This is a genomic window from Paenibacillus sp. sgz302191 (assembly GCF_057749925.1).
The window spans coordinates 59238-80022 of sequence record NZ_JBYLHY010000024.1 but is presented as its reverse complement, the minus strand read 5'-3'; the positions used below and the strand labels follow the sequence as shown (position 1 = coordinate 80022).

At 52.2% G+C, this 20785-nt stretch carries 18 protein-coding genes; all 18 read left to right on the top strand.

The genetic code is table 11. The features are described 5' to 3' along the window. Nucleotides 1-6: 6 nt before the first annotated feature. The 18 genes from rbfA to AC3G2T_RS27395 all read left to right on the top strand — a co-directional run bounded on the left by rbfA (nucleotide 7) and on the right by AC3G2T_RS27395 (nucleotide 20689). The gene (gene rbfA, locus AC3G2T_RS27480) at nucleotides 7-366 is read left to right on the top strand and encodes a 30S ribosome-binding factor RbfA (protein ID WP_474683184.1); all 360 of its coding nucleotides are present in this window, start codon (nucleotides 7-9) and stop codon (nucleotides 364-366) included. Beyond that, nucleotides 363-1364, top strand: coding sequence for a DHH family phosphoesterase (locus AC3G2T_RS27475; RefSeq protein WP_474683183.1), 1002 nt, complete (start codon nucleotides 363-365; stop codon nucleotides 1362-1364). The genes rbfA and AC3G2T_RS27475 overlap by 4 nt, the downstream gene beginning before the upstream one ends. Continuing rightward, nucleotides 1361-2275: a tRNA pseudouridine(55) synthase TruB gene (gene truB, locus AC3G2T_RS27470; RefSeq protein ID WP_474683182.1), complete on the top strand. Its 915-nt coding sequence runs from the start codon at nucleotides 1361-1363 to the stop codon at nucleotides 2273-2275. The genes AC3G2T_RS27475 and truB overlap by 4 nt, the downstream gene beginning before the upstream one ends. Nucleotides 2276-2330: 55 nt before the next feature. Beyond that, nucleotides 2331-3278, top strand: coding sequence for a bifunctional riboflavin kinase/FAD synthetase (locus AC3G2T_RS27465; RefSeq protein WP_488437566.1), 948 nt, complete (start codon nucleotides 2331-2333; stop codon nucleotides 3276-3278). A gap of 152 nt (nucleotides 3279-3430) precedes the next feature. After that, on the top strand, nucleotides 3431-3700 hold the full coding sequence (gene rpsO, locus AC3G2T_RS27460) for a 30S ribosomal protein S15 (RefSeq protein ID WP_474683180.1): 270 nt from the start codon (nucleotides 3431-3433) through the stop codon (nucleotides 3698-3700). A gap of 367 nt (nucleotides 3701-4067) precedes the next feature. Then, complete coding sequence (gene pnp / locus AC3G2T_RS27455; protein WP_488437565.1) at nucleotides 4068-6170, top strand: polyribonucleotide nucleotidyltransferase; 2103 nt, start codon at nucleotides 4068-4070, stop codon at nucleotides 6168-6170. A 156-nt stretch (nucleotides 6171-6326) separates the two neighbouring features. Further along, nucleotides 6327-7349 carry a polysaccharide deacetylase family protein gene (locus tag AC3G2T_RS27450; protein WP_474683178.1) on the top strand — a complete coding sequence of 341 codons (1023 nt, stop codon included), beginning with the start codon at nucleotides 6327-6329 and terminating at the stop codon, nucleotides 7347-7349. Between the two features lie 82 nt (nucleotides 7350-7431). Then, nucleotides 7432-8688, top strand: coding sequence for a M16 family metallopeptidase (locus AC3G2T_RS27445; protein ID WP_474683177.1), 1257 nt, complete (start codon nucleotides 7432-7434; stop codon nucleotides 8686-8688). Further along, nucleotides 8675-9130, top strand: coding sequence for a dUTP diphosphatase (gene dut, locus AC3G2T_RS27440; protein WP_474683176.1), 456 nt, complete (start codon nucleotides 8675-8677; stop codon nucleotides 9128-9130). Before AC3G2T_RS27445 ends, dut begins: the two co-directional genes overlap by 14 nt. Nucleotides 9131-10362: 1232 nt before the next feature. Further along, on the top strand, nucleotides 10363-11262 hold the full coding sequence (gene dpsA / locus AC3G2T_RS27435) for a dipicolinate synthase subunit DpsA (RefSeq protein WP_474683175.1): 900 nt from the start codon (nucleotides 10363-10365) through the stop codon (nucleotides 11260-11262). Beyond that, nucleotides 11259-11855 carry a dipicolinate synthase subunit B gene (locus AC3G2T_RS27430; protein WP_474683174.1) on the top strand — a complete coding sequence of 199 codons (597 nt, stop codon included), beginning with the start codon at nucleotides 11259-11261 and terminating at the stop codon, nucleotides 11853-11855. Before dpsA ends, AC3G2T_RS27430 begins: the two co-directional genes overlap by 4 nt. Before the next feature lie 32 nt (nucleotides 11856-11887). Next, entirely contained in the window at nucleotides 11888-12925 is a 1038-nt protein-coding gene (locus AC3G2T_RS27425) for an aspartate-semialdehyde dehydrogenase (protein WP_474683173.1), read from the top strand. Between the two features lie 51 nt (nucleotides 12926-12976). Continuing rightward, nucleotides 12977-14194 (top strand): aspartate kinase, encoded by a 1218-nt coding sequence (dapG, locus tag AC3G2T_RS27420; protein ID WP_474683172.1) that lies wholly within the window; start codon nucleotides 12977-12979, stop codon nucleotides 14192-14194. 27 nt (nucleotides 14195-14221) lie between these two features. Then, the gene (gene dapA / locus AC3G2T_RS27415) at nucleotides 14222-15085 is read left to right on the top strand and encodes a 4-hydroxy-tetrahydrodipicolinate synthase (RefSeq protein WP_474683171.1); all 864 of its coding nucleotides are present in this window, start codon (nucleotides 14222-14224) and stop codon (nucleotides 15083-15085) included. Nucleotides 15086-15256: 171 nt separating this feature from the next. Then, nucleotides 15257-16933: a ribonuclease J gene (locus tag AC3G2T_RS27410; RefSeq protein ID WP_474683170.1), complete on the top strand. Its 1677-nt coding sequence runs from the start codon at nucleotides 15257-15259 to the stop codon at nucleotides 16931-16933. A gap of 150 nt (nucleotides 16934-17083) precedes the next feature. Beyond that, nucleotides 17084-17815: a ClpP family protease gene (locus AC3G2T_RS27405; protein WP_474683169.1), complete on the top strand. Its 732-nt coding sequence runs from the start codon at nucleotides 17084-17086 to the stop codon at nucleotides 17813-17815. Next, nucleotides 17812-18054, top strand: coding sequence for a YlzJ-like family protein (locus AC3G2T_RS27400; protein WP_474683168.1), 243 nt, complete (start codon nucleotides 17812-17814; stop codon nucleotides 18052-18054). The genes AC3G2T_RS27405 and AC3G2T_RS27400 overlap by 4 nt, the downstream gene beginning before the upstream one ends. A gap of 70 nt (nucleotides 18055-18124) precedes the next feature. Then, nucleotides 18125-20689 carry a DNA translocase FtsK gene (locus AC3G2T_RS27395; RefSeq protein ID WP_488437564.1) on the top strand — a complete coding sequence of 855 codons (2565 nt, stop codon included), beginning with the start codon at nucleotides 18125-18127 and terminating at the stop codon, nucleotides 20687-20689. Nucleotides 20690-20785: the final 96 nt, after the last annotated feature.

The following is a 20785-nucleotide window of genomic DNA, read 5'->3' as shown; positions in this document are numbered from 1 at the left end:
TGACGTATGGCCAGAGTAAGAGTAGGACGTGTAGGCGAGCAAATCAAGAAAGAGCTCAGCCAAATTATACAATCCGAATTGAAGGATCCGCGTATCGGATTTTTGACGGTAACCGGCGTAGAAGTTACGAACGATTTATCCCTTGCGCGCGTGTTCCTGAGCGTTATGGGAACCGACGAGCAGAAGGAAGCCACGCTCAAAGCGTTGGCCTCCGGCACCGGGTATATCCGTTCGGAGCTCGGCAAGCGAATTCGTTTGCGCAAAATTCCCGAACTTCAATTCAAGTTTGACAGCTCCATTGACTATGGAAGCCGCATCGACCAACTGCTGCACAAGCTCAACGAGGAAGGAAATCCGAACTTATGACGAGCGGAATGAACCATGCACCCGAGTACAGGCAGCAGCTTGATGCCGCTGCAAAGTTTATCGAGCAGCATGACGATTTCCTGGTGGTATCCCATATCCAGCCGGATGGGGATGCCGCCGGCTCTACATATGTGACAGGGTGGATGCTGCAGCAGCTTGGGAAATGTTTCACAATGATCAACGAAGGTCCCATGCCATCCAAATTCGCTTATTTGTGGGGAAGCGATAGGGTGCTGGACTTCGGCAAGGAGCGTCCGGCCCGCAGTTTTCAAACGATCATAAGCGTAGATTGTGCTGATTTTTCCAGAATAGGCAAGATCAGCACTCTTTTTGACGATCAGGCGGAACTGCTCAACATTGACCATCATCCTACGAACGACAAATTCGGGAAGTGTCATTTGATCAAGGATGACGCAGCGGCTACCGTGCAAATTTTGTACGATCTGGCATTGCATATGAACCTCAAGCCCGCTCTGGCGTTTGGGGAATGCATTTATACGGGACTCTTGACCGATACGGGAGGTTTCCGCTATTCGAACACAACGCCGGAGGTGCTGCAAATAGGCGCTTCTTTGTTGGCGCTAGGGGTGAAGGGCGCGGACATCGCCGAGCAGGTGCTCGAGCGGTTGACATTTGCCCAGATCGAACTGCTGCAAAAGGCGCTTCCGACGCTTTCGTTTGCTTGCGACCGCAAGCTGGCCTGGCTTGCCGTTTCGCTTGAGGATCTCGAGTTAACCGGGGCTTCCGGCGAAGATCTCGACGGGCTGGTCAACTACCCGCGCAATGTGGAAGGCGTCGAGGTGGGGATGCTGTTCAAGGAAAAAGCCGCCGGTGTCATCAAAGTGAGTCTCCGTTCCGCAGGCAAAGTGGACGTAGCCCGCATCGCGCAAGCTTTGGGCGGCGGCGGCCATGTCCGGGCATCGGGCTGTACGATTCACGGAACGCTGGATGAAGCGGTGGCAACCATGATTCAGGAAGTAGGGACAGAACTGATATGACGTTAGAAGGCGTTTTGCCGGTATGGAAGCCGAAAAACTTTACGTCGCACGACGTTGTCGCCAAAGCCAGGCGCCTGCTGGGCGTCAAGCGGATCGGCCATACGGGGACGCTGGACCCGGAGGTTACGGGTGTGCTGCCCTTATGCGTAGGACGAGCTACGCGGATGGTGGAATACATTCAGGATCTGCCGAAGGAATACGAGGCCGTGCTTCTGATCGGTCTGGCGACGGACACGGAGGATATGACGGGAACCGTCCTCGAAGAGGCCGGACAAGTCTCGCTTCGGGAGGACGAGATCCGCGCCGCTCTGGCGTCGTTCGTGGGGGAGATCGAACAGGTTCCTCCGATGTTTTCGGCCGTGAAAGTGGACGGAAAGAGGCTCTACGAACTGGCCCGCGAAGGCAAGGAAGTCGAACGCAAGTCGCGAAAAGTAACGATTCACGGCATCGAGATTTTGCGCATCGATGCGGACGCGAAGCACCCTGAGATCCATTTTCGGGTAAGCTGCTCCAAGGGGACGTACATTCGCACATTGTGTGTCGATATCGGCAAGGCACTGGGCTATCCGGCGGTGATGAAAAGCTTGATCCGCACCTCAACGGGAAATATCCGCCAGGAGCAGTGTCTGACCTTTGAGCAGATCGAGCAGCTGAAGGCGGCGGGCACGCTGCAAGCAAAAATGATCCCCATGGATCAAGCAGTTTCGCATATTCCCGAAGTGCGGCTTTCAGCCAAGGAAGCGGAGCATGCGCTCCAGGGCAAACGAATCGCTTGCCAGGCCGGACGCATTCCGCATGTTCGCGCTTTGCAGCCGCTGCTCCGCGCTTATTCGCCGGACGGGCGTTTTCTGGGTTTATTTGAATGGAATAAAGGGGATCAAACGCTTGTTCCCGTAAAAATATTTTTATAATTTTCCGTATGTTCATGACCGGACGGGCTGAAATAGGCAGGTGAATTCAGTTTTTATGAAAATTATTCCGCTATCATATCCGATTGATCTGGAATCGGCTCCTCTCTGCGTCGGCAAGCAGGTACTCGCGATCGGCGATTTTGACGGCGTTCATTTGGGGCATAGGGAAGTGATCGGCCGCGCGATCCATACCGCAGAGCAGCTGAAACTTCCCGCTTCCATTATGACGTTCCATCCTCATCCCAGAGCTGTGATGGGCCAGGACAAATATGTCGAGCTATTAACGCCGATGAGCAAGAAGATGGAAATTTTTTCTTCCCTTGGCGTGAATCATGTTTACGTAGTCACTTTCGATGCTTCGCTCATGCGGTTGTCTCCCGAACATTTTGTGGACCGGGTTCTGCACGTGCTGGGCGTGGAAAGCGTCGTTTGCGGCTTTGATTTCACCTTCGGCTTTCAGGGGCGGGGGAATCCGGATTCGCTTTGCGAGCTGAGCCACGGCAAATTCGCCGTAGAAGTCGTTCGCCCTTTTCATATGGATGGAGAAAAAGTGAGCAGCACCTCGGTGCGGGACGCCCTCCAGCAAGGCGACATCGGAACGGCCAGCAGGCTCCTTGGGCGTTATTACGGCATGCGGGGCACAGTCGTAGACGGGTACAAGCGCGGGCGCACCATCGGATTTCCGACGGCCAATATTCGGCTGGAAGAGCCTTTTGTCATACCGGCCAACGGCGTATATGCGGTTAAAGCCCATGTTAAAGGGGAACCTTACAAAGGGGTTATGAATATCGGAGTAAAGCCCACTTTTGAAACCGGGGAGCTGAAACCGACTTTGGAGGCTCATTTGTTCGATTTTTCCGGTGATATTTACGGCGAGGAAGTTGCAGTCGAACTGGTCGCTTATCTCCGGCAGGAACGGAAATTCGCTTCGGTCGATGAATTGATTGCGCAAATCGGTCAAGATGCCGGGGCTGCGAAAGAAATATTCTCAACCATTTTATAATCCAGGCATTTACATCTGCCTATTCGATATGATATACTGATGAACGTTGTCAAAGCGAAGCATCGTTTTGGCTGGAACCTTAGCTTGGAACCACGCTATCACCGGCGTTTTCTGGGCTACAGGGGATACTTTGAAACAGGAGGTGAACAAGGATGGCATTAACACAAGAGCGCAAAACTCAACTGATTCAAACTCACAAGGTACACGATACCGACACGGGTTCTCCAGAGGTACAAATCGCTATCCTTACGGAAAACATTGTTAACCTGACGGATCATCTGCGGACGCACAAGAAAGATCATCATTCCCGCCGCGGTTTGCTCAAAATGGTCGGACAACGCCGTAAGCTGCTGACATACCTGAAGAACAAAGATGTGAAACGTTACAGTGCTTTGATTGAAAAGCTCGGCTTGCGTCGATAAAAACCGACAACGAGAAGCAACCTGCCGCTCCATGGCTGGGCTCGATAAGAGCCGAGCGAAAGAGCGGCATAAGGTTGCTTTTTCTGTAGATAAGAAAGTATATGTTTTATACTTTTGCTTCGCATCTACCTTGATAAACGCGTTCGTCCCAGAAGGACGACGGAGTCGTTTATCCTTGTGTACACGGACAATGTGCGTTCCGGGACCGGGACCGGACAATCGGATGCACCATTGTTATTTTTAAAACCGTAAAAGAAGGAAATACTGGTGAGTATGCAGAAATAGAGGAAGACTCAACGTTAGGTACATATTTTCGGGCCTGACTCTGTTTTTGCGCACTGAAAAGCCAAACTTGAAGGAGGATATTATGGAGACAAGGGTACAAATGGACCTCGGCGGCAGACCGTTTATTCTGGAAACGGGCCGGCTCGCCAAACAGGCCAACGCCGCCGTTACCGCACGTTACGGCGATACGGTCGTGCTATGTACGGTTACGGCGTCCAGCGAGCCGAAGGATCTCGATTTTTTCCCGTTAACCGTCAACTATGAAGAAAGATTATACTCCGTAGGCAAAATCCCCGGAGGATTCATCAAGCGGGAAGGACGCCCGAGCGAGAAAGCGATTCTGGCCAGCCGTCTTACCGACCGTCCGATCCGTCCGCTGTTTCCGGAAGGCTTCCGCAACGACGTACAGATCGTATCGATCGTCATGAGCGTCGATCAGGAATGCTCTCCCGAAATCGCGGCGATGATCGGTACGTCCGCTGCGCTGAGCATCTCCGACGTGCCGTTCAACGGTCCGATCGGCGGCGTTATCGTCGGCCGCGTCGACGGTCAATTCGTCATCAATCCGACGACGGAGCAAGCCGAGAAAAGCGACATTCACCTGACCGTCGCAGGAACCAAAGACGCGATCATGATGGTGGAAGCGGGCGCGAACGAAGTTCCGGAGGAAGTCATGCTGGAAGCGATTATGTTCGGCCATGACGAAATCCGCAAAATCGTTGCGGTCATTGAAGAGCTTACCGCACAGGCGGGCAAGCCGAAAATGGAAGTGAAGCTTCACACGGTCGATGCGGAAGTGAGCAAGGCTGTTCGCGACTTTGCGCAAGCGCGCCTCGTGGAAGCGATCAAAATTGCCGAGAAGCATGCCAGACAGGAAGCGATTGACGCCGTGAATGCCGACGCCGTCGAGCATTTCACTGGGGTATATGCGGAAACGCCGGACAGCATGGACGATGTGAAAGAAACGCTGTACGATATCGTCAAGGAAGAAGTACGCCGACTGATCACTCACGACAAAGTGAGACCTGACGGCCGCAAGCTCGAAGAAATTCGTCCGATCGAGTGCGACATCACGCTGCTGCCGCGCACACACGGCTCCGGACTGTTCACACGCGGACAAACGCAAGCATTAAGCATATGTACATTGGGCGCATTAGGCGATGTGCAAATTCTCGACGGTCTCGACCTGACGGAAACCAAACGGTTCATGCATCACTACAATTTCCCGCCGTTCAGCGTAGGGGAAGCCAGACCGCTTCGTCCGCCGGGCCGCAGAGAAATTGGTCACGGTGCGCTTGGCGAACGGGCTCTTGAGCCGATCATCCCGAATGAGACCGATTTCCCTTACACGATCCGTCTCGTATCGGAAGTGCTGGAATCAAACGGTTCGACGTCCCAGGCAAGTATTTGCGCCAGCACACTGGCATTAATGGATGCCGGAGTGCCGATTAAAGCTCCTGTAGCGGGTATCGCCATGGGTCTTATTAAAGACGGCGACCATTTCTCGATTTTGTCCGACATTCAAGGCATGGAAGACCACCTCGGGGACATGGACTTCAAAGTGGCCGGAACAGCCAAAGGCGTAACCGCGCTGCAAATGGATATCAAAATCGACGGCATCGACCGCAGCATTTTGCAGCAGTCTTTGGAGCAAGCCAAAGAAGGCCGCATGCACATTTTGAACAAAATGCTCGCGCGCATTGACGAGCCCAAGAAAGCTCTTTCGCCTTATGCTCCGAAAATCGTTACGATGCAGATCAATCCGGACAAAATCCGCGATGTCATCGGCGCAGGCGGTAAAATCATCAACAAGATTATTGAAGAAACCGGCGTGAAAATCGACATCGAGCAGGATGGCCGCGTATTTATCGCTTCTTCTAACCAAGAGATGAACGAGAAAGCCCGTTCGATCATCGAAGGCATCGTCCGCGAAGTCGTCGTCGGCGAAACTTATCTCGGTACGGTGAAACGCGTTGAAAAATTCGGCGCCTTCGTGGAAATTTTGCCAGGCAAGGAAGGGCTGGTGCACATTTCGCAGCTATCTACCGAGCGCGTGGCGAAAGTGGAAGATGTCGTGAATGTCGGCGATCAAATTACGGTAAAAGTGACCGAAATCGACCAGCAAGGCCGTGTCAATCTTTCCCGCAAAGCTACATTAACTTCGCAAGTCCCGGCTCAAACCTAAAGCCGTGTGACTTGCGCAGTCACAATTTCATATGCGCCAGGATAAAGAGTCAGATCAGTCTGTCTCTTTTTTGCTTTTTATCATGGCTTTCTGCGCCGTTCTATTCTTGTCCTTGCAGGCATAAGCTCAGGACATAGGGTAGAGGAGGACAAGAGAATGGTCAACAAAAAATGGCTGCTGCTCGGAAGCTTCTTTCTGGCGATGTTGACCGGTATCGAAGCTGTCCCAAGCATAGACGCCTTCATAGATGCTGTAAAATCCGGCTCTAAGCCTTATGCAGCGGCTGGCCGTACGAACAGCCCGGCTTCCGCCCAAACGTTTGATCCGGTCCGGGAGCAGCCCGGTCATCTGCTTGAGACGATCAAAGTCGAAGCGGAGAAACGCAAAATCTCGCCCATTGACGCCAAATTGGACCGCGTCTGGAAAGCGATACCCGGCTACAACGGTTTGGAGGTCGACGTCGAGGAGACGCTCAAGCTAGCCGAGCACCGGCTGACTCCGGGAACAATCCATTATGTGATGAAAGAGACGCCTCCCAACGTACAATTGAACGATTTGGGGCCGAATCCGATATATAAAGGCAATCCCAAGAAACCGATGGTTTCTTTTATGATCAATGTCGCCTGGGGCAACGAATACTTGGACAGCATGCTGGCGACGCTCCGGAAAGAGAACGTGCACGCGACTTTTTTTCTCGACGGCATGTGGCTGAGCAAAAACGCGGAGCTGGCAAAGCAAATTTTAAACGAAGGACACGAGCTGTCCAATCACGCATATTCCCACAAGGATATGAGGACGGTTAGCCGGGCCAAAGCAGCGGAAGAGATCGGCAAGACGGAGGAACTGCTGAAACGGCTGGGTGTCGAAAACAAGCTGTTTGCACCGCCGTCCGGTTATTTTAACGAAGAGACCGTTCAGGTTGCCGCCGAATACAAGCTCAAAACGATATTGTGGACGTTCGATACGATTGATTGGAAAAATCCGGGGGCGGATCGCATCATCCAGCGGCTGAATCAAAATGTGGAGCCGGGCTCGCTTATTTTGATGCATCCGACGGCGTCTTCCAGCGAAGCGCTTGCCGGGATGATCCGCACCATTAAAAATAAAGGACTTACTTTGGGGACGGTAAGCGAGCTCATTTCCCCGAGCCGGGTTCCCGAACCGAATCTGCAAAGTTGAGTCGATGGAACATTTTTGTTAGACTAAGTAAGTATAATTGGGGGAGCAGCATTTTAGGCGTTTCATTCGAGGAGGAACATTGGTGATCAACTACCGCTTACATAACGGGTTAAGAGTAGTTATGGAACAAATCCCGACGTGCCGTTCGGTATCGTTCGGAATTTGGGTCAAGACAGGCTCACGCAACGAAAAGCCGGACAATAACGGCATTTCGCATTTTATCGAACATATGCTCTTTAAAGGCACGGAACGCCATTCCGCCAAAGACATCGCCGAAATTTTCGACGGCATCGGCGGGAATGTGAACGCGTTCACTTCCAAAGAATACACTTGCTATTACTGCAAAGTGCTGGACGATCATCTGCCGTTGGCTATGGACGTTCTTGCCGATATGTTTTTCCATTCGACTTTTGACGAGACCGAACTGGAGAAAGAGAAGAACGTCATCTTCGAGGAAATTTCGATGTATGAAGACACGCCGGACGATCTGGTCCATGATTTGCTCGCTAAAGCGGCGTACGGCTCCCATTCGCTCGGCTACACGATTCTTGGAACGCAGGACAATTTGTCCGCAATGAAGCCCGACGACCTGCGCCGCTACATGAAGCAGTACTACAACACGGAAAATACCGTGATCAGCATCGCCGGCAACATCGACGACAGCGCGCGCGAATTAATCGAGCGGCATTTTGGAAGCTTTACTCAAACCGGCCAAGAAACCGGCTACGATGCTCCCGACTTTTTGAGCGAGCTTGTTTTTCACGAAAAGAAAACCGAGCAAAATCACATTTGCCTCTCGCTCCCGGGGTTATCCTTGCAGGAGGAAAACTTGTATCCGATCGTTTTGCTGAACAACGCTATCGGCGGGGGAATGAGCTCGAGGCTGTTTCAAGAGATTCGCGAGAAGCGCGGACTGGCGTATTCCGTCTATTCCTATCATTCTTCCCATATCGACAGCGGCATGTTTACCATTTACACGGGAACGGCCCCCAAGCAGACCGAAGAAGTGCTTAAAGTGACTTTGGAGCTGCTGCACGACATCGCCGTAAACGGAATCACGGACTCCGAGCTGAAAAAAGGCAAGGAACAGCTGAAGGGCAGCTTGATCCTAAGTCTGGAAAGCACGGGAAGCCGCATGAACCGGCTGGGCAAAAACGAGCTGATGACCGGCAAGCATTACAGCCTGGACGAAATGATCCGGCGCATCGAGAGCGTACAGATGGATCATGTCCGGGAACTGACGAAAACGTTGTTCGCCACGCCGTTCGCTTTGTCCATGGTCGGGCATTCCGATGCCGCGCTGAAAGAGTTTAGGAGGGATCAGCTTGTCAATTCCTGATTTTGACGTACAAATCAAGCGGCTCCCCGGTCATGAAGACATCGAGCTGCCGCGCAAAATGTCCGCCGCCGCCAGCGGCTTCGACCTGCACGCCGCCGTGAGCGAGCCCGTCGTGCTGCAGCCCGGCGAGCGCCTGCTCATACCGACCGGCTTTGCGCTCAGCATGCCGCCCGAGCTGGAGGCGCAAATCCGCCCGCGCAGCGGCCTTGCGTACAAGCACGGCATCACTTCGCTGAATTCGCCGGGCACGATCGACGCCGACTACCGCGGCGAAATCAAGGTGCTCCTGATCAACCACGGGCAGGAGCCGTTCACGATTCAGCGCGGGGAGCGGATCGCGCAAATGGTGTTCCAGCTCGTCCCGCAGATCCGGCTCACCGAGGTCGAGGAATTGACCGAGACCGAGCGCGGCTCGGGCGGGTTCGGGCATACGGGACGCTAACGGCGAAGCCGGCGCGTTCCGGTATAAAGCGGCTGTCCTCGTCAGCCGCAACGATCTGACGCCATCCAACCACTGTATCAAGCGGTTGGATGGCGTCTTTTTTCAATTGTGCCGGCTCCGGGGCGCGAAAGCGAAAGCCCACAAAAGCTCTCATGAGGTCGCGAACGTCACCCCACATGGTGAAATAACTCAGGTCTGCCGTGTTCTATTTTCGTAATGCAGTTTTTGCTCAACGGATGGGCTGGCCGCGCGGCTCTCAGCGCGCGGTGTTGCGCTGCATGACGGCGATTGGTCGACCGCAGCGAAATATTCCTGCAATTTCACGGGTTGCCCAGAACCAACACTCCAGAGCCGCGGTCGCACAATCTACTTGATTACGCGAAGAAAACCTGCAAAAGTGCAGTTTTTTGCCCGCGGATACGCTGCCGTCGAAAAATTCCTGCAAATGTACAGGCTTTTCGCCGCGAACAGGGGCCTAGGTTCATTTTCATCGAAAATTCCTGTATAATCGCAGGCTTTTCGCCAAGATGAACCACTTTTACGGAAAAAACCTGCACTTTCGCAGGTTTTCTCCTTGCCAAGCCGCCTCGTGCTCCCACTTCAGCGCCACAACCCTTGCAGGAGAGCGTGGGTTGGGGAAGAGCGACCGCACCCCCTCCGATTCCACTAGCCCCTCACTCTATCCACAATCCGATTTTGCACGTTTTCTACACGTTGATAGAGATGCGCCTCTACAATGTACGTTTTTCTCAACGGTCTACAATTGTGCGAGTTTTTCCGCGGGTAAATGAGCTCAAGCTCTTTTATCGGGAGTTTCTGCATAATCCGGGCTGTTGAGAAACCCACTTTTATGGCCTAAATATCCCTCTCAAATCGGTTTAAATCAATTTTTCCTCTTCGTGATGAGAGCCTCCCTACACGATTTTCTCAACAGCCGGACAATCGCACGTTTTTTCTCGTAATGGCCGCATGCACAGAAAAAAACCGCACTTTAACCGCAGTAGAGCTGATTACTTTCTTGCTGTGGAGTGACGGCTACGGCGTCGTGAGAGTTTTTGCAGGTTTTACACGCGTAGGCGAAAAGCCTGCGATTGTGTAAGAATTTCAATGTGCGGGAAGTACGGCAAAGCCCGGTGAAACGCTTGACGAAACTCCTTGCGACAAGTAACGCATCCTTAGGCGTAAGCATATTATAACTTATCGTAACGACCGAGAAAGGGGTGTAAGCGGGAATGCTTACTGGTATTTCGGTTGCTTTCATGGGCGGCGACGCCCGGCAGCTAGAAGTGATTCAGAAATTTACCGAGCTTGACGCCGCGGTTACTTTAATCGGCTTCGACAACTTGGGACGGCAATTCAGCGGAGTGACCAACGCCAGGCTTCGTCCGTCACTGTTTGAAACGATCGATGTACTGATACTGCCTGCCGTCGGTACAGACGATTCGGGACAAGTGGAGTCCATCTTTTCCAGTGAAGAATTGATTTTGACCGATGATCATATGACCGCTCTGCCAAGACATGCCAAAGTATATACGGGTATGGCCAAAGGTTATTTAAAGAAGCTTTGCGCGGCACACGGTATCGGATTGATTGAATTGTTTGACCGGGATGACGTTGCCATTTATAACTCGATTCCGACGGCCGAAGGCGCCCTCATGATGGCCATTCAAAATACGGATATTACGATTCACGGTTCCGTATGCATGGTTCTGGGCTTTGGCCGCACGGGTTTTACGATGGCAAGAACGCTGCAGGGACTAGGTGCGACAGTCAAAATCGGCGTGCGCAAGGCGGAGCATTTTGCGAGAGCGTGGGAGATGGGATTTCAGCCCTTCTATACGAGGGAGTTGTACTTGGAAGTGGCCAATATTGACTTGCTTTTTAACACAATTCCGACTATGATAGTCACAGCGCAAGTTATTACCAATATCCCGCATCGCGCGGTGATCATCGATTTGGCCTCCAAGCCCGGCGGAACGGACTTCCGGTTTGCCGAGAGACGGGGGATCAAAGCGATGCTCGCACCCGGACTGCCTGGCATTGTCGCACCGAAAACAGCTGGCCGCATCATGGCGAACACGCTAAGCCAACTGATTGAGGAAGACTTCAAAGACAGGAGCGATGTGAAATGAATTGGGCGGGGAAAACGGTCGGCTATGCTTTAACCGGCTCTCATTGTACGCTGGAGGAAGTTATGCCGCAGATTAAGAGATTCGTAGATGCGGGAGCTCGCGTAGTCCCCATCGTATCGAATTCGGTCTTGACAACGGATACGCGTTTTGGCAAATCGGCGGATTGGCAGCGGCAATTGAAGGAAATCACAGGCAGCGAGATTATATCCTCGATCGTCGAAGCCGAGCCTCTAGGGCCTTCCAAGCTGCTTGACGTCATGGTCATTGCGCCTTGCACAGGCAACACGACAAGCAAGCTTGCCAATGCGATGACGGAAAGCCCTGTGCTCATGGCGGCCAAAGCTCAAATGAGAAACCAGCGCCCGCTTGTCCTGGCCATTTCCACGAATGACGGGCTTGGTCTTAATGCGATGAACATCGCAAAGCTTCTGATTACGAAAAATATTTACTTCGTCCCTTTCGGTCAGGACGCTCCCGGAGCGAAGCCCAATTCGTTAGTAGCCAGAATGGATCTCATCATGGAAGCCTGCGAATCCGCATTGGAAGGCAAGCAGCTGCAGCCAATGATCATTGAGAGATTTCTATATCAATAAATATATATTCTTCACAGGGGAGAGGACAGGACATGTCGAACCAGAAATTATTTAACGTTGCAGTAGTCGGCGCTACCGGTGCCGTCGGAGAACAAATTATCCGTCTATTGGAAGAGCGAAATTTCCCCATTAAGGAATTGAAGCTGTTGTCATCCGCCAGATCCGCAGGCGTCAAGCTTGCTTTTAAAGGTCAGGAAATCACGGTTCAGGAAGCGGCTCCCGAAAGTTTTCAAGGGGTCGATATTGCCTTGTTCAGCGCCGGAGGGGACGTCTCCAAGGCGCTGATTCCGCATGCCGTTCAGGCCGGCACGATCTGTATCGACAATACGAGCGCGTACCGTATGGACCCGGAAACTCCGCTCGTCGTGCCCGAGGTGAACGTTGACAAAATCAACGAACACAAAGGCATTATTGCCAATCCGAACTGCTCGACGATTCAAATGGTGGCGGCACTCAAGCCGCTGTATGACCGTTTCGGCATTTCGCGTATTATCGTTTCGACCTATCAAGCCGTTTCCGGCGCAGGCGCCAAAGCGATCAACGAAATGCTGAGACAGTCCAAGGAAGTTCTTGAAGGAAGAGCGGCGAATCCCGACATTTTGCCGGTTGGTTCTTTACCGGTGAAGCACCAAATCGCCTTCAATGCGATTCCGCAAATCGACAAATTTTTGGACAACGGCTTTACGAACGAAGAGATGAAGATGATTTTGGAAACGAAAAAAATTATGGGCGACGAGTCCCTTGAAGTGACGGCTACATGCGTGCGCATTCCGGTCGTTTACGGCCACTCCGAATCCGTCTATGTCGAGTTGAAAGATGACTTCGATATCGAGGAAGTGAAGAGCTTGCTGGCCGACGCCCCCGGCATCGTTCTTGTCGACAATCCGGCCGAACAGCAGTATCCGCTCGCAACGGACGCGGCAGGCAAGCTGGAGACCTTCGTAGGCCGCGTGCGCCGCGACTTGAGCAATCCGAGAGGCCTCAACCTCTGGATCGTCTCCGACAACCTGCTCAAAGGCGCTGCCTGGAATGCCGTGCAAATTGCTGAATATATTGCTATAGAACAATAATCGCACCAGCTGCTTGATTTATGCAGATGGACATGAATATGGGGGAAACTCATGCGAATCCTTGTGCAAAAATTTGGAGGTACTTCGCTTTCCACCGCTCAAGCCAGAGAACATGTCATCGGACACATTCAAGACGCATTAGCAGACAGCTATAAATTAGTCGTAGTCGTTTCCGCGATGGGAAGAATAGGCGAGCCCTACGCCACGGACACCCTCCTTGATCTGGTACGCCAGAACGGGGAAGGGACTCCGGCCAGGGAGCTCGATTTGCTGATGAGCTGCGGGGAATTGATATCCGCAGTCCATTTGTGCAGCTTGCTGCAAGCCAGAGGAATCCGTTCCACGGTTCTGACAGGCGGGCAAGCCGGGATTCAGACGAACGATGTGCACGGCAACGCGCAGATCGTATCCGTTCAACCGAACCGGATTGTCGAACATCTGGAGCAGGGCTTCGTTGTCATCGTTGCCGGCTTCCAGGGCAAAACCGGCCAAGGCGAATTGACAACGCTCGGCCGCGGGGGCAGCGATACGTCCGCCACGGCGCTGGGAGCTGCTCTCAAGGCTGAAATTGTCGATATTTTTACCGATGTCAAAGGGATTTTGACGGCGGACCCGAGAATCGTGGAAGATGCGAAGCCGCTCGTAAGAGTCAGCTTTGCGGAAATATGCAACATGGCGCACAACGGCGCCAAAGTGATTCACCCCCGCGCCGTGGAAGTGGCGATGCAGGCGAATATCCCGATTCGCGTCCGTTCGACATTTTCCAAAGAAGAAGGGACGCTCGTGGCGGCAGTGGACAATGCGGCGCATGAGGACAGCAAAGTGGATGACCGCTTTGTGACAGGCATCGCGCAGTTTACGAATATTACGCAAATTCAGGTCGCCGCTGTAGACGGGCAATTTGATTTGCAGCTCAAAGTATTCAAAACGATGGCGCAAAATCAGATTAGCGTCGATTTTATCAATGTGAACCCTTCGGGGGTTGTCTATACCGTTTTTGATCAAGAAGCGGAGCGGGCCGTCAAGCTGCTGCGAAGCCAAGGCTATGAACCGAGAGCGTTAAGCGGCTGCGCCAAAGTTTCCGTCATCGGCGGAGGCATGAACGGCGTGCCGGGCATTATGGCCCGTATCGTAGAGGCGTTGACCGAAGAAGATATCCGTATTTTGCAATCGGCCGATTCCAATACGACAATCTGGGTGCTTGTGCAGGGCGACGATATGAGAAAAGCGGTGAGAGCGCTTCATCATAAGTTTTATTTGAACATGTAAATCGTTACACGTAGGAGGCATAATACGGTGGATTTCGGAAGATTAATTACAGCGATGGTAACTCCGTTCGACGAGAATTTAGAAGTCAACTGGAGCCAGGTAGAGCCACTGATCGACTATTTGATCGAGGAGCAGCATTCGGATAGCCTCGTCATTTGCGGAACGACGGGGGAGTCGCCGACATTGACGGAAGAGGAGAAGCTGCGCTTGATCGAAGCATCCGTCCGTTACGCCAGAGGACGCTGCAAAATTATCGCAGGTACAGGCAGTAATGACACAGCGCATACGATCCATCTGTCCCAAAAGGTTGAAAAGCTCAGAGTCGACGCTTTGCTCGTCGTAGCTCCTTACTATAACCGTCCTTCGCAGGAAGGGCTGTATCAGCACTTCAAAGCGGTTGCCGAGTCCGTGGAGCTTCCGGTCATACTCTATAACGTGCCAGGGCGCACGGGAGTGAATATAGATGCGGATACGACGATCCGGCTTTCGCAAATACCGAATATCGTAGCGACCAAAGATTGCGCCGGCACGGATCAGCTTACGCGTATCGTGAGCGGAGCGGCGTCCGGTTTTACGGTCTATACCGGCGACGACAGCAACGGGCTGCCCGCTCTGGCCGTCGGATGTCATGGAATTATCAGCGTGGCCAGTCATGTGATTGGAAAAGACATGCAATCTATGATAAAGTATTATTTGGAAGGCAACATACAGCAAGCGGCGGAGCTGCATCGCAAGCTTCATCCTGTATTTACAGGTATATTCCGTGTTCCGAGTCCTGCTCCGATCAAGCATGCTTTGGCTTTGAAAGGAATGCATACAGGTGGAGTCAGACTGCCGCTAGTAAACGTATCCGAGCAAGAAGGACAATTCATCCAATCTCTTTTTGAATGATAACGCCTAAAGGATCGGTGCTTCCAGCATCGGTTTTCTTTTTTTGGGGACACTAGCGCTTAAAGGATAGCGACTTGTAATTGCTGTTTTTCTTCATGTATAATGGTGGCAAGTGACTGGTTCGGTTTCTCATTTAAAATTCGTCGTCCAATCTTAGAAGGAGGTATATTCTTGTCCAAAAAAAATAATGACAAACTTTTGATCTTCGCTCTTGGCGGCGTGGGCGAAATCGGAAAAAATATGTACTGCGTGCAGTATGCGAATGATATTGTAGTGATTGATAGCGGTTTGAAGTTCCCTGAAGAGGACATGCTCGGCATTGACATTGTCATACCTGATATCGGCTATTTAACGGAAAACCGTGATAAAGTTCGAGGGATTATTATCACTCACGGACACGAGGATCACATCGGAGGCTTGCCGTATGTGCTTAAGCATCTGAATGTGCCTGTGTACGCTACGAAGCTGACACTCGGACTGATTGAAGCAAAGTTGAAGGAAGCTAACTTACTTGGGGAGACCAAACGCATTTTAATCAATTCGGATACGGTTCTTCCGCTGGGTACGATCACGGCCTCATTCTTCAAGACAAACCATAGTATCCCGGATTCCGTCGGGGTTGCCCTGGATACGCCGGAAGGCGTAGTCGTTCATACAGGCGACTTCAAATTCGATCAAACGCCGGTCAATGATCAATATGCAGATTTGCACCGTATGGCGGAGATCGGGAAAAAGGGCGTACTGGCTTTGCTTTCAGACAGTACGAATTCAGAAAAGCCGGGTTACACAGGTTCCGAGAAAAGTGTCGGCGTGGAAATCGAAGAGGTTTTCCGCAAAGCGAAGCAAAGAGTCGTGATTGCAACGTTCGCTTCCAACATTCATCGCGTTCAGCAAGTATTCGATGCCGCTGCGGCGACAAACCGCAAAGTAACGGTAATCGGACGAAGCATGGTGAACGTCGTATCGATTGCCAGCGAGCTCGGTTATTTACACATACCGGACGGTATGCTGATCGAGCCTGAGGAAGTGAATAAGCTTGCCGCCGACCGGGTCGTTATCCTTTCGACGGGAAGCCAGGGCGAGCCGATGTCCGCGTTAACGCGGATGGCGCGTTCCACGCATCGCAAAGTCGATATTTTACCGGGAGATACGGTCATTATCGCGGCGACTCCGATTCCGGGCAATGAGCGTTATGTCGGCCGTACGGTAGATGAACTGTTCCGCATTGGCGCGAATGTCATTTACGGTCCGGGTTCTGTAACGGGAGTTCACGTATCAGGCCACGGCAGCCAAGAAGAGCTGAAGCTGATGCTGAATTTAATGAAACCGAAATATTTCATTCCGATCCACGGTGAATACCGCATGCTGCGCCAGCACGGTTTGCTTGCAGAGTCCGTCGGCATTGACAAAGACGATATTTTCATTTGCGATATTGGAGATACGGTTGAAGTTCAGAACGGAGTTGCCCGCAAAGGCTCCAAAGTACAAAGCGGCAACATTTTGATTGACGGTTTAGGTGTAGGAGATGTGGGCAACATCGTGCTTCGCGACCGGAAGCTGCTGTCTCAGGACGGCATCCTGGTCGTAGTGGTAACGCTCAGCAAGCAGGATGGCACCATACTTTCCGGCCCGGATATCATATCCAGAGGGTTCGTGTATGTCCGTGAATCCGAAGGTCTGTTGGAAGAAGCCAATCGAATCGTAACAAATACATTAACGAAGTTAATGAATGAAAATGTAAATGAATGGGCATCGTTAAAAACAAATGTTAAAGATGCGCTAGGACGTTTTTTATATGAGCAAACCAGAAGAAGACCGATGATTCTTCCGATTATTATGGAAGTCTAGTCTTCAACTAGTCACTTGAACCTATGCAAATAATGACGAGCTCTCCCCGATTGCGGGGAGAGCTTTTTCATTCGCCAGACAATGTGCAAATGAATGAAAGAGCTCCTGACTATTCATACTAGGGAAGATTATGAAAAGGGAGGAACGCATATGGGAACATCGGAACAATCAAAGGAAACGGGCACGACAGAGGAAATCAAAAAAAATGAAGCGCTTGAAAACATTCAGCAGTTGGGACAGACGAACACGCCATCGGGCGAGTCCAACATTTTTTGTTTAACCATTATCGGCCAAGTAGAGGGGCATGTCGTGCTGCCGCCGCAAAACAAAACGACCAAGTACGAGCATATCATTCCGCAGTTGGTGGCGGCTGAGCAGAATCCAAAAATAGAAGGGGTATTGATTATTTTAAACACCGTTGGCGGTGACGTGGAGGCCGGACTGGCGATTGCGGAAATGATATCGACCTTGTCGAAACCGACGGTGACGCTCGTGCTCGGCGGAGGGCACAGCATCGGGGTGCCGATCGCCGTATCCGCCAATCATTCGATCATTGCCGAGACGGCTACGATGACGATTCATCCGATCCGTTTGAACGGGCTTGTTATCGGCGTTCCGCAAACATTTGAATATTTGGATAAAATGCAGGAGCGCGTCGTTCGCTTCGTAACGAAGCATTCCAATGTGACGGACGAGAAATTTAAAGAGCTGATGTTCAAAACCGGCGAACTGACGCGCGATATTGGCACCACGGTTATCGGCCCCGACGCCGTCAAATACGGGCTGATTGACAGAGTCGGCGGCGTGGGAGAAGCGATTCAAGAGCTGAATCAGCAAATCGAGCAAAGGAAATCGCAGTTGCATGGAGGTATGGTACAATGATACATTATTCGGTCATACCGATGGATGTGATTTTTCAAGGGATCGAATCTTACGAGCCGGAATATGTGGAGATTCAGCATCAGGGGATTACGCTGCAGGTCGAGCCGATGAACGGGAAGCAAGCCCGCATCGTCCGGCTGCACAGCGGCAATCCGCAGGATTATTTGAACGTGCGTTATGCGCCGGGAACCGTCATCCCGTACGTACCGGGCTTTGGCGAAGACGAAGCGGCCAAGTAAACGCTATCCGATCTGGCAGTATCTCCCCCTAGCAAACTATGGTATAATGTGGTTCTTGGGGGTGACAAGCGTGGCCAAACGCAAGAGGAAAAACAAGAATTTGAAAAACAGCTTGTTATTCGAACTGTATGGCATCGTTATTTTAATTTTTGCGGTTATCACGCTCGCCCAGCAGGGGCATGTCGGTAACTCGCTGATGTACCTTTTTCGTTTTTTTGTGGGAACGTGGTACTCCATCATTCCTCTGATTTTCATATATGTCGCTTTATATGCAATGATCAAGAGAGCATGGCCGCCGCTGCGTACAACCAAAAAAGCGGGAATTTTGCTGTTTATTTTGGCTTTGTTGATTAAAAATCATATCGATTTGTTTTTGCAGCTGTATCCCGACGGAGGCTTCACGTCCGGCAAAGTAATTTCATCGACCTGGAATGCGATGATGGAAGGCTTGAAGCCTACGGAAGCGGGACAGGAAGCCCTCAAGCATGGCGTCGGGGGCGGTATGATCGGCGCGTTCCTGTACAGTATTTTGTATTTTTTGTTTGACAATTTGGGAGCACGGCTCATTCAATATGCGCTTTTTGCGATCGGATTCATTCTTGCGACCGGCATTTCTTATGTGGATGTAGGCAATGTGGTTCGCGGACGCTTTAAAAACGTCGGCGATACCATCAAGGACAGAATGCATGAATGGCTGCAGGATCGAAGCGCCGCCAAGCCGCAAAGCGCCCCGTCCGGTGGAGGAGCGGCCAAGGCGAAGAAAGCGGCGTACGTCCCGGTTGACGACGAGTTCGACGAAGAAGTGTTCCAGCCCGTCAAGCGAGCGAAAAAAACGCCGGTGTTCATGGAACTGCTGCGTCCGATCAAAGAGGCGAGAAAAAACAAAGCGGCTCCCGTATCTGCCCGCGAGGAGGAAGAAGAGGAGGATTCCACTTCTTCCAAAACTGCGGCGCCGAAAACGGTTTATCACGCCGAAGACGATGATAAAGAAGCTTCCCTTCACGATCAGCAGCAGGACGAATCTGTCATTCCGATTATCCGTGATTTCCAAGAGCAGGTGTACCAGGAAACGCAGCAGCAAGTGGTCGAGCCGCCTGCCGTGCAGCAGGCTCCCGCTAAACCTGCCGCCAAGACTGCGCCGAAGGAGACGGATGCCGATCAAGAGCCGGTTACGCTTGAGTTTCAGACAGAGAAACCTGCCGTGAGCAGCAAGCCGTATGTGATGCCGGCGCTTGACCTGCTGGCCAAACCTGCCGTCGGCAAAGGCAGCGAGATGTCCGATTACAAAGCGAACGCGAGAAAATTGGAAGCGACTTTGGAGAGCTTCGGCGTCCGCGCCAAAGTGCTGGAGGTTGTGAGGGGGCCGGCCGTTACCCGTTACGAGATCCAGCCGGATGTCGGGGTAAAAGTAAGCCGTATCGTCAGTCTGACAGACGATATTGCGCTGGCGCTTGCCGCCAAGGATATCCGGATGGAAGCGCCGATTCCGGGGAAATCGGCCATCGGCATCGAGGTGCCGAACATGGAAGTATCGATTGTTACGATGCGGGAAGTCATGGAGACCGGAGCTTTTCAGGAGTCGAGCTCACGTCTGTCCGTCGTGTTGGGACGGGACATTTCCGGTCAGCCGATCGTCGGTAATCTGGCCAGAATGCCTCACTTGCTCGTCGCCGGTGCGACCGGGTCCGGGAAGTCGGTATGTATCAACGGCATCATTACGAGTGTGCTGTACAAAGCAAAGCCGAACGAAGTCAAATTTTTGATGATCGACCCCAAGATGGTCGAGCTGAACGTATACAACGGCATTCCGCATTTGCTGGCGCCGGTCGTCACCGATCCGCGCCGCGCATCTCTGGCGCTCAAAAAAATCGTCGTCGAGATGGAAAAGCGGTATGAGCTTTTTTCCAAAAGCGGAACACGCAATATCGAAGGTTATAACGCGATGCTGACCGAGACGGGCACGGAAGCTCCGCTCCCTTATTATGTCGTCATCGTGGACGAGCTTGCCGATTTGATGATGGTGGCGGCAAACGATGTGGAAGATTCCATTACCCGCCTTGCGCAGATGGCCCGTGCAGCGGGCATCCATCTCATTATTGCCACGCAGCGCCCATCGGTCGATGTCATCACGGGTGTCATCAAAGCGAACATCCCGTCCAGGATCGCTTTCGGCGTATCGTCCCAAGTCGACTCGCGGACGATTCTGGACATGGTCGGGGCCGAGAAGCTGTTGGGCCGCGGCGACATGCTGTATTTGCCGGTAGGCTCGTCCAAGCCGGTGCGCGTGCAGGGGGCCTTCTTATCCGATCAGGAGGTCGAGCATGTGGTCAACTTCGTGCGTACGCAGGAACAGGCCAATTACCAGGAGGAAATGGTGCCGCAGATTGAAGATCAACCGGAACAGCAGGCCGAGTTCGAGGATGAACTTTACGATCAGGCGGTGCAAATCGTGCTGGAAGCGAAGCAGGCCTCCGTTTCGCTGCTGCAGCGCCGCATGAGAATCGGCTATACGCGCGCGGCGCGGCTGATCGACTCGATGGAAGCAAAGGGCGTTGTCGGGCCGTACGAGGGCAGCAAGCCGCGGGAAGTATTGATGTCGATCGAGCAGTACCACCATAACCGGATCAGTTCCTAGCTGTACGGATGAACACTCCTTTAACCGGGAGTGTTTTTTTGTGCATAATCGCAGACTCTCTTTCTCATAATAAGCAAGAAAAGGCTGCTATATGAA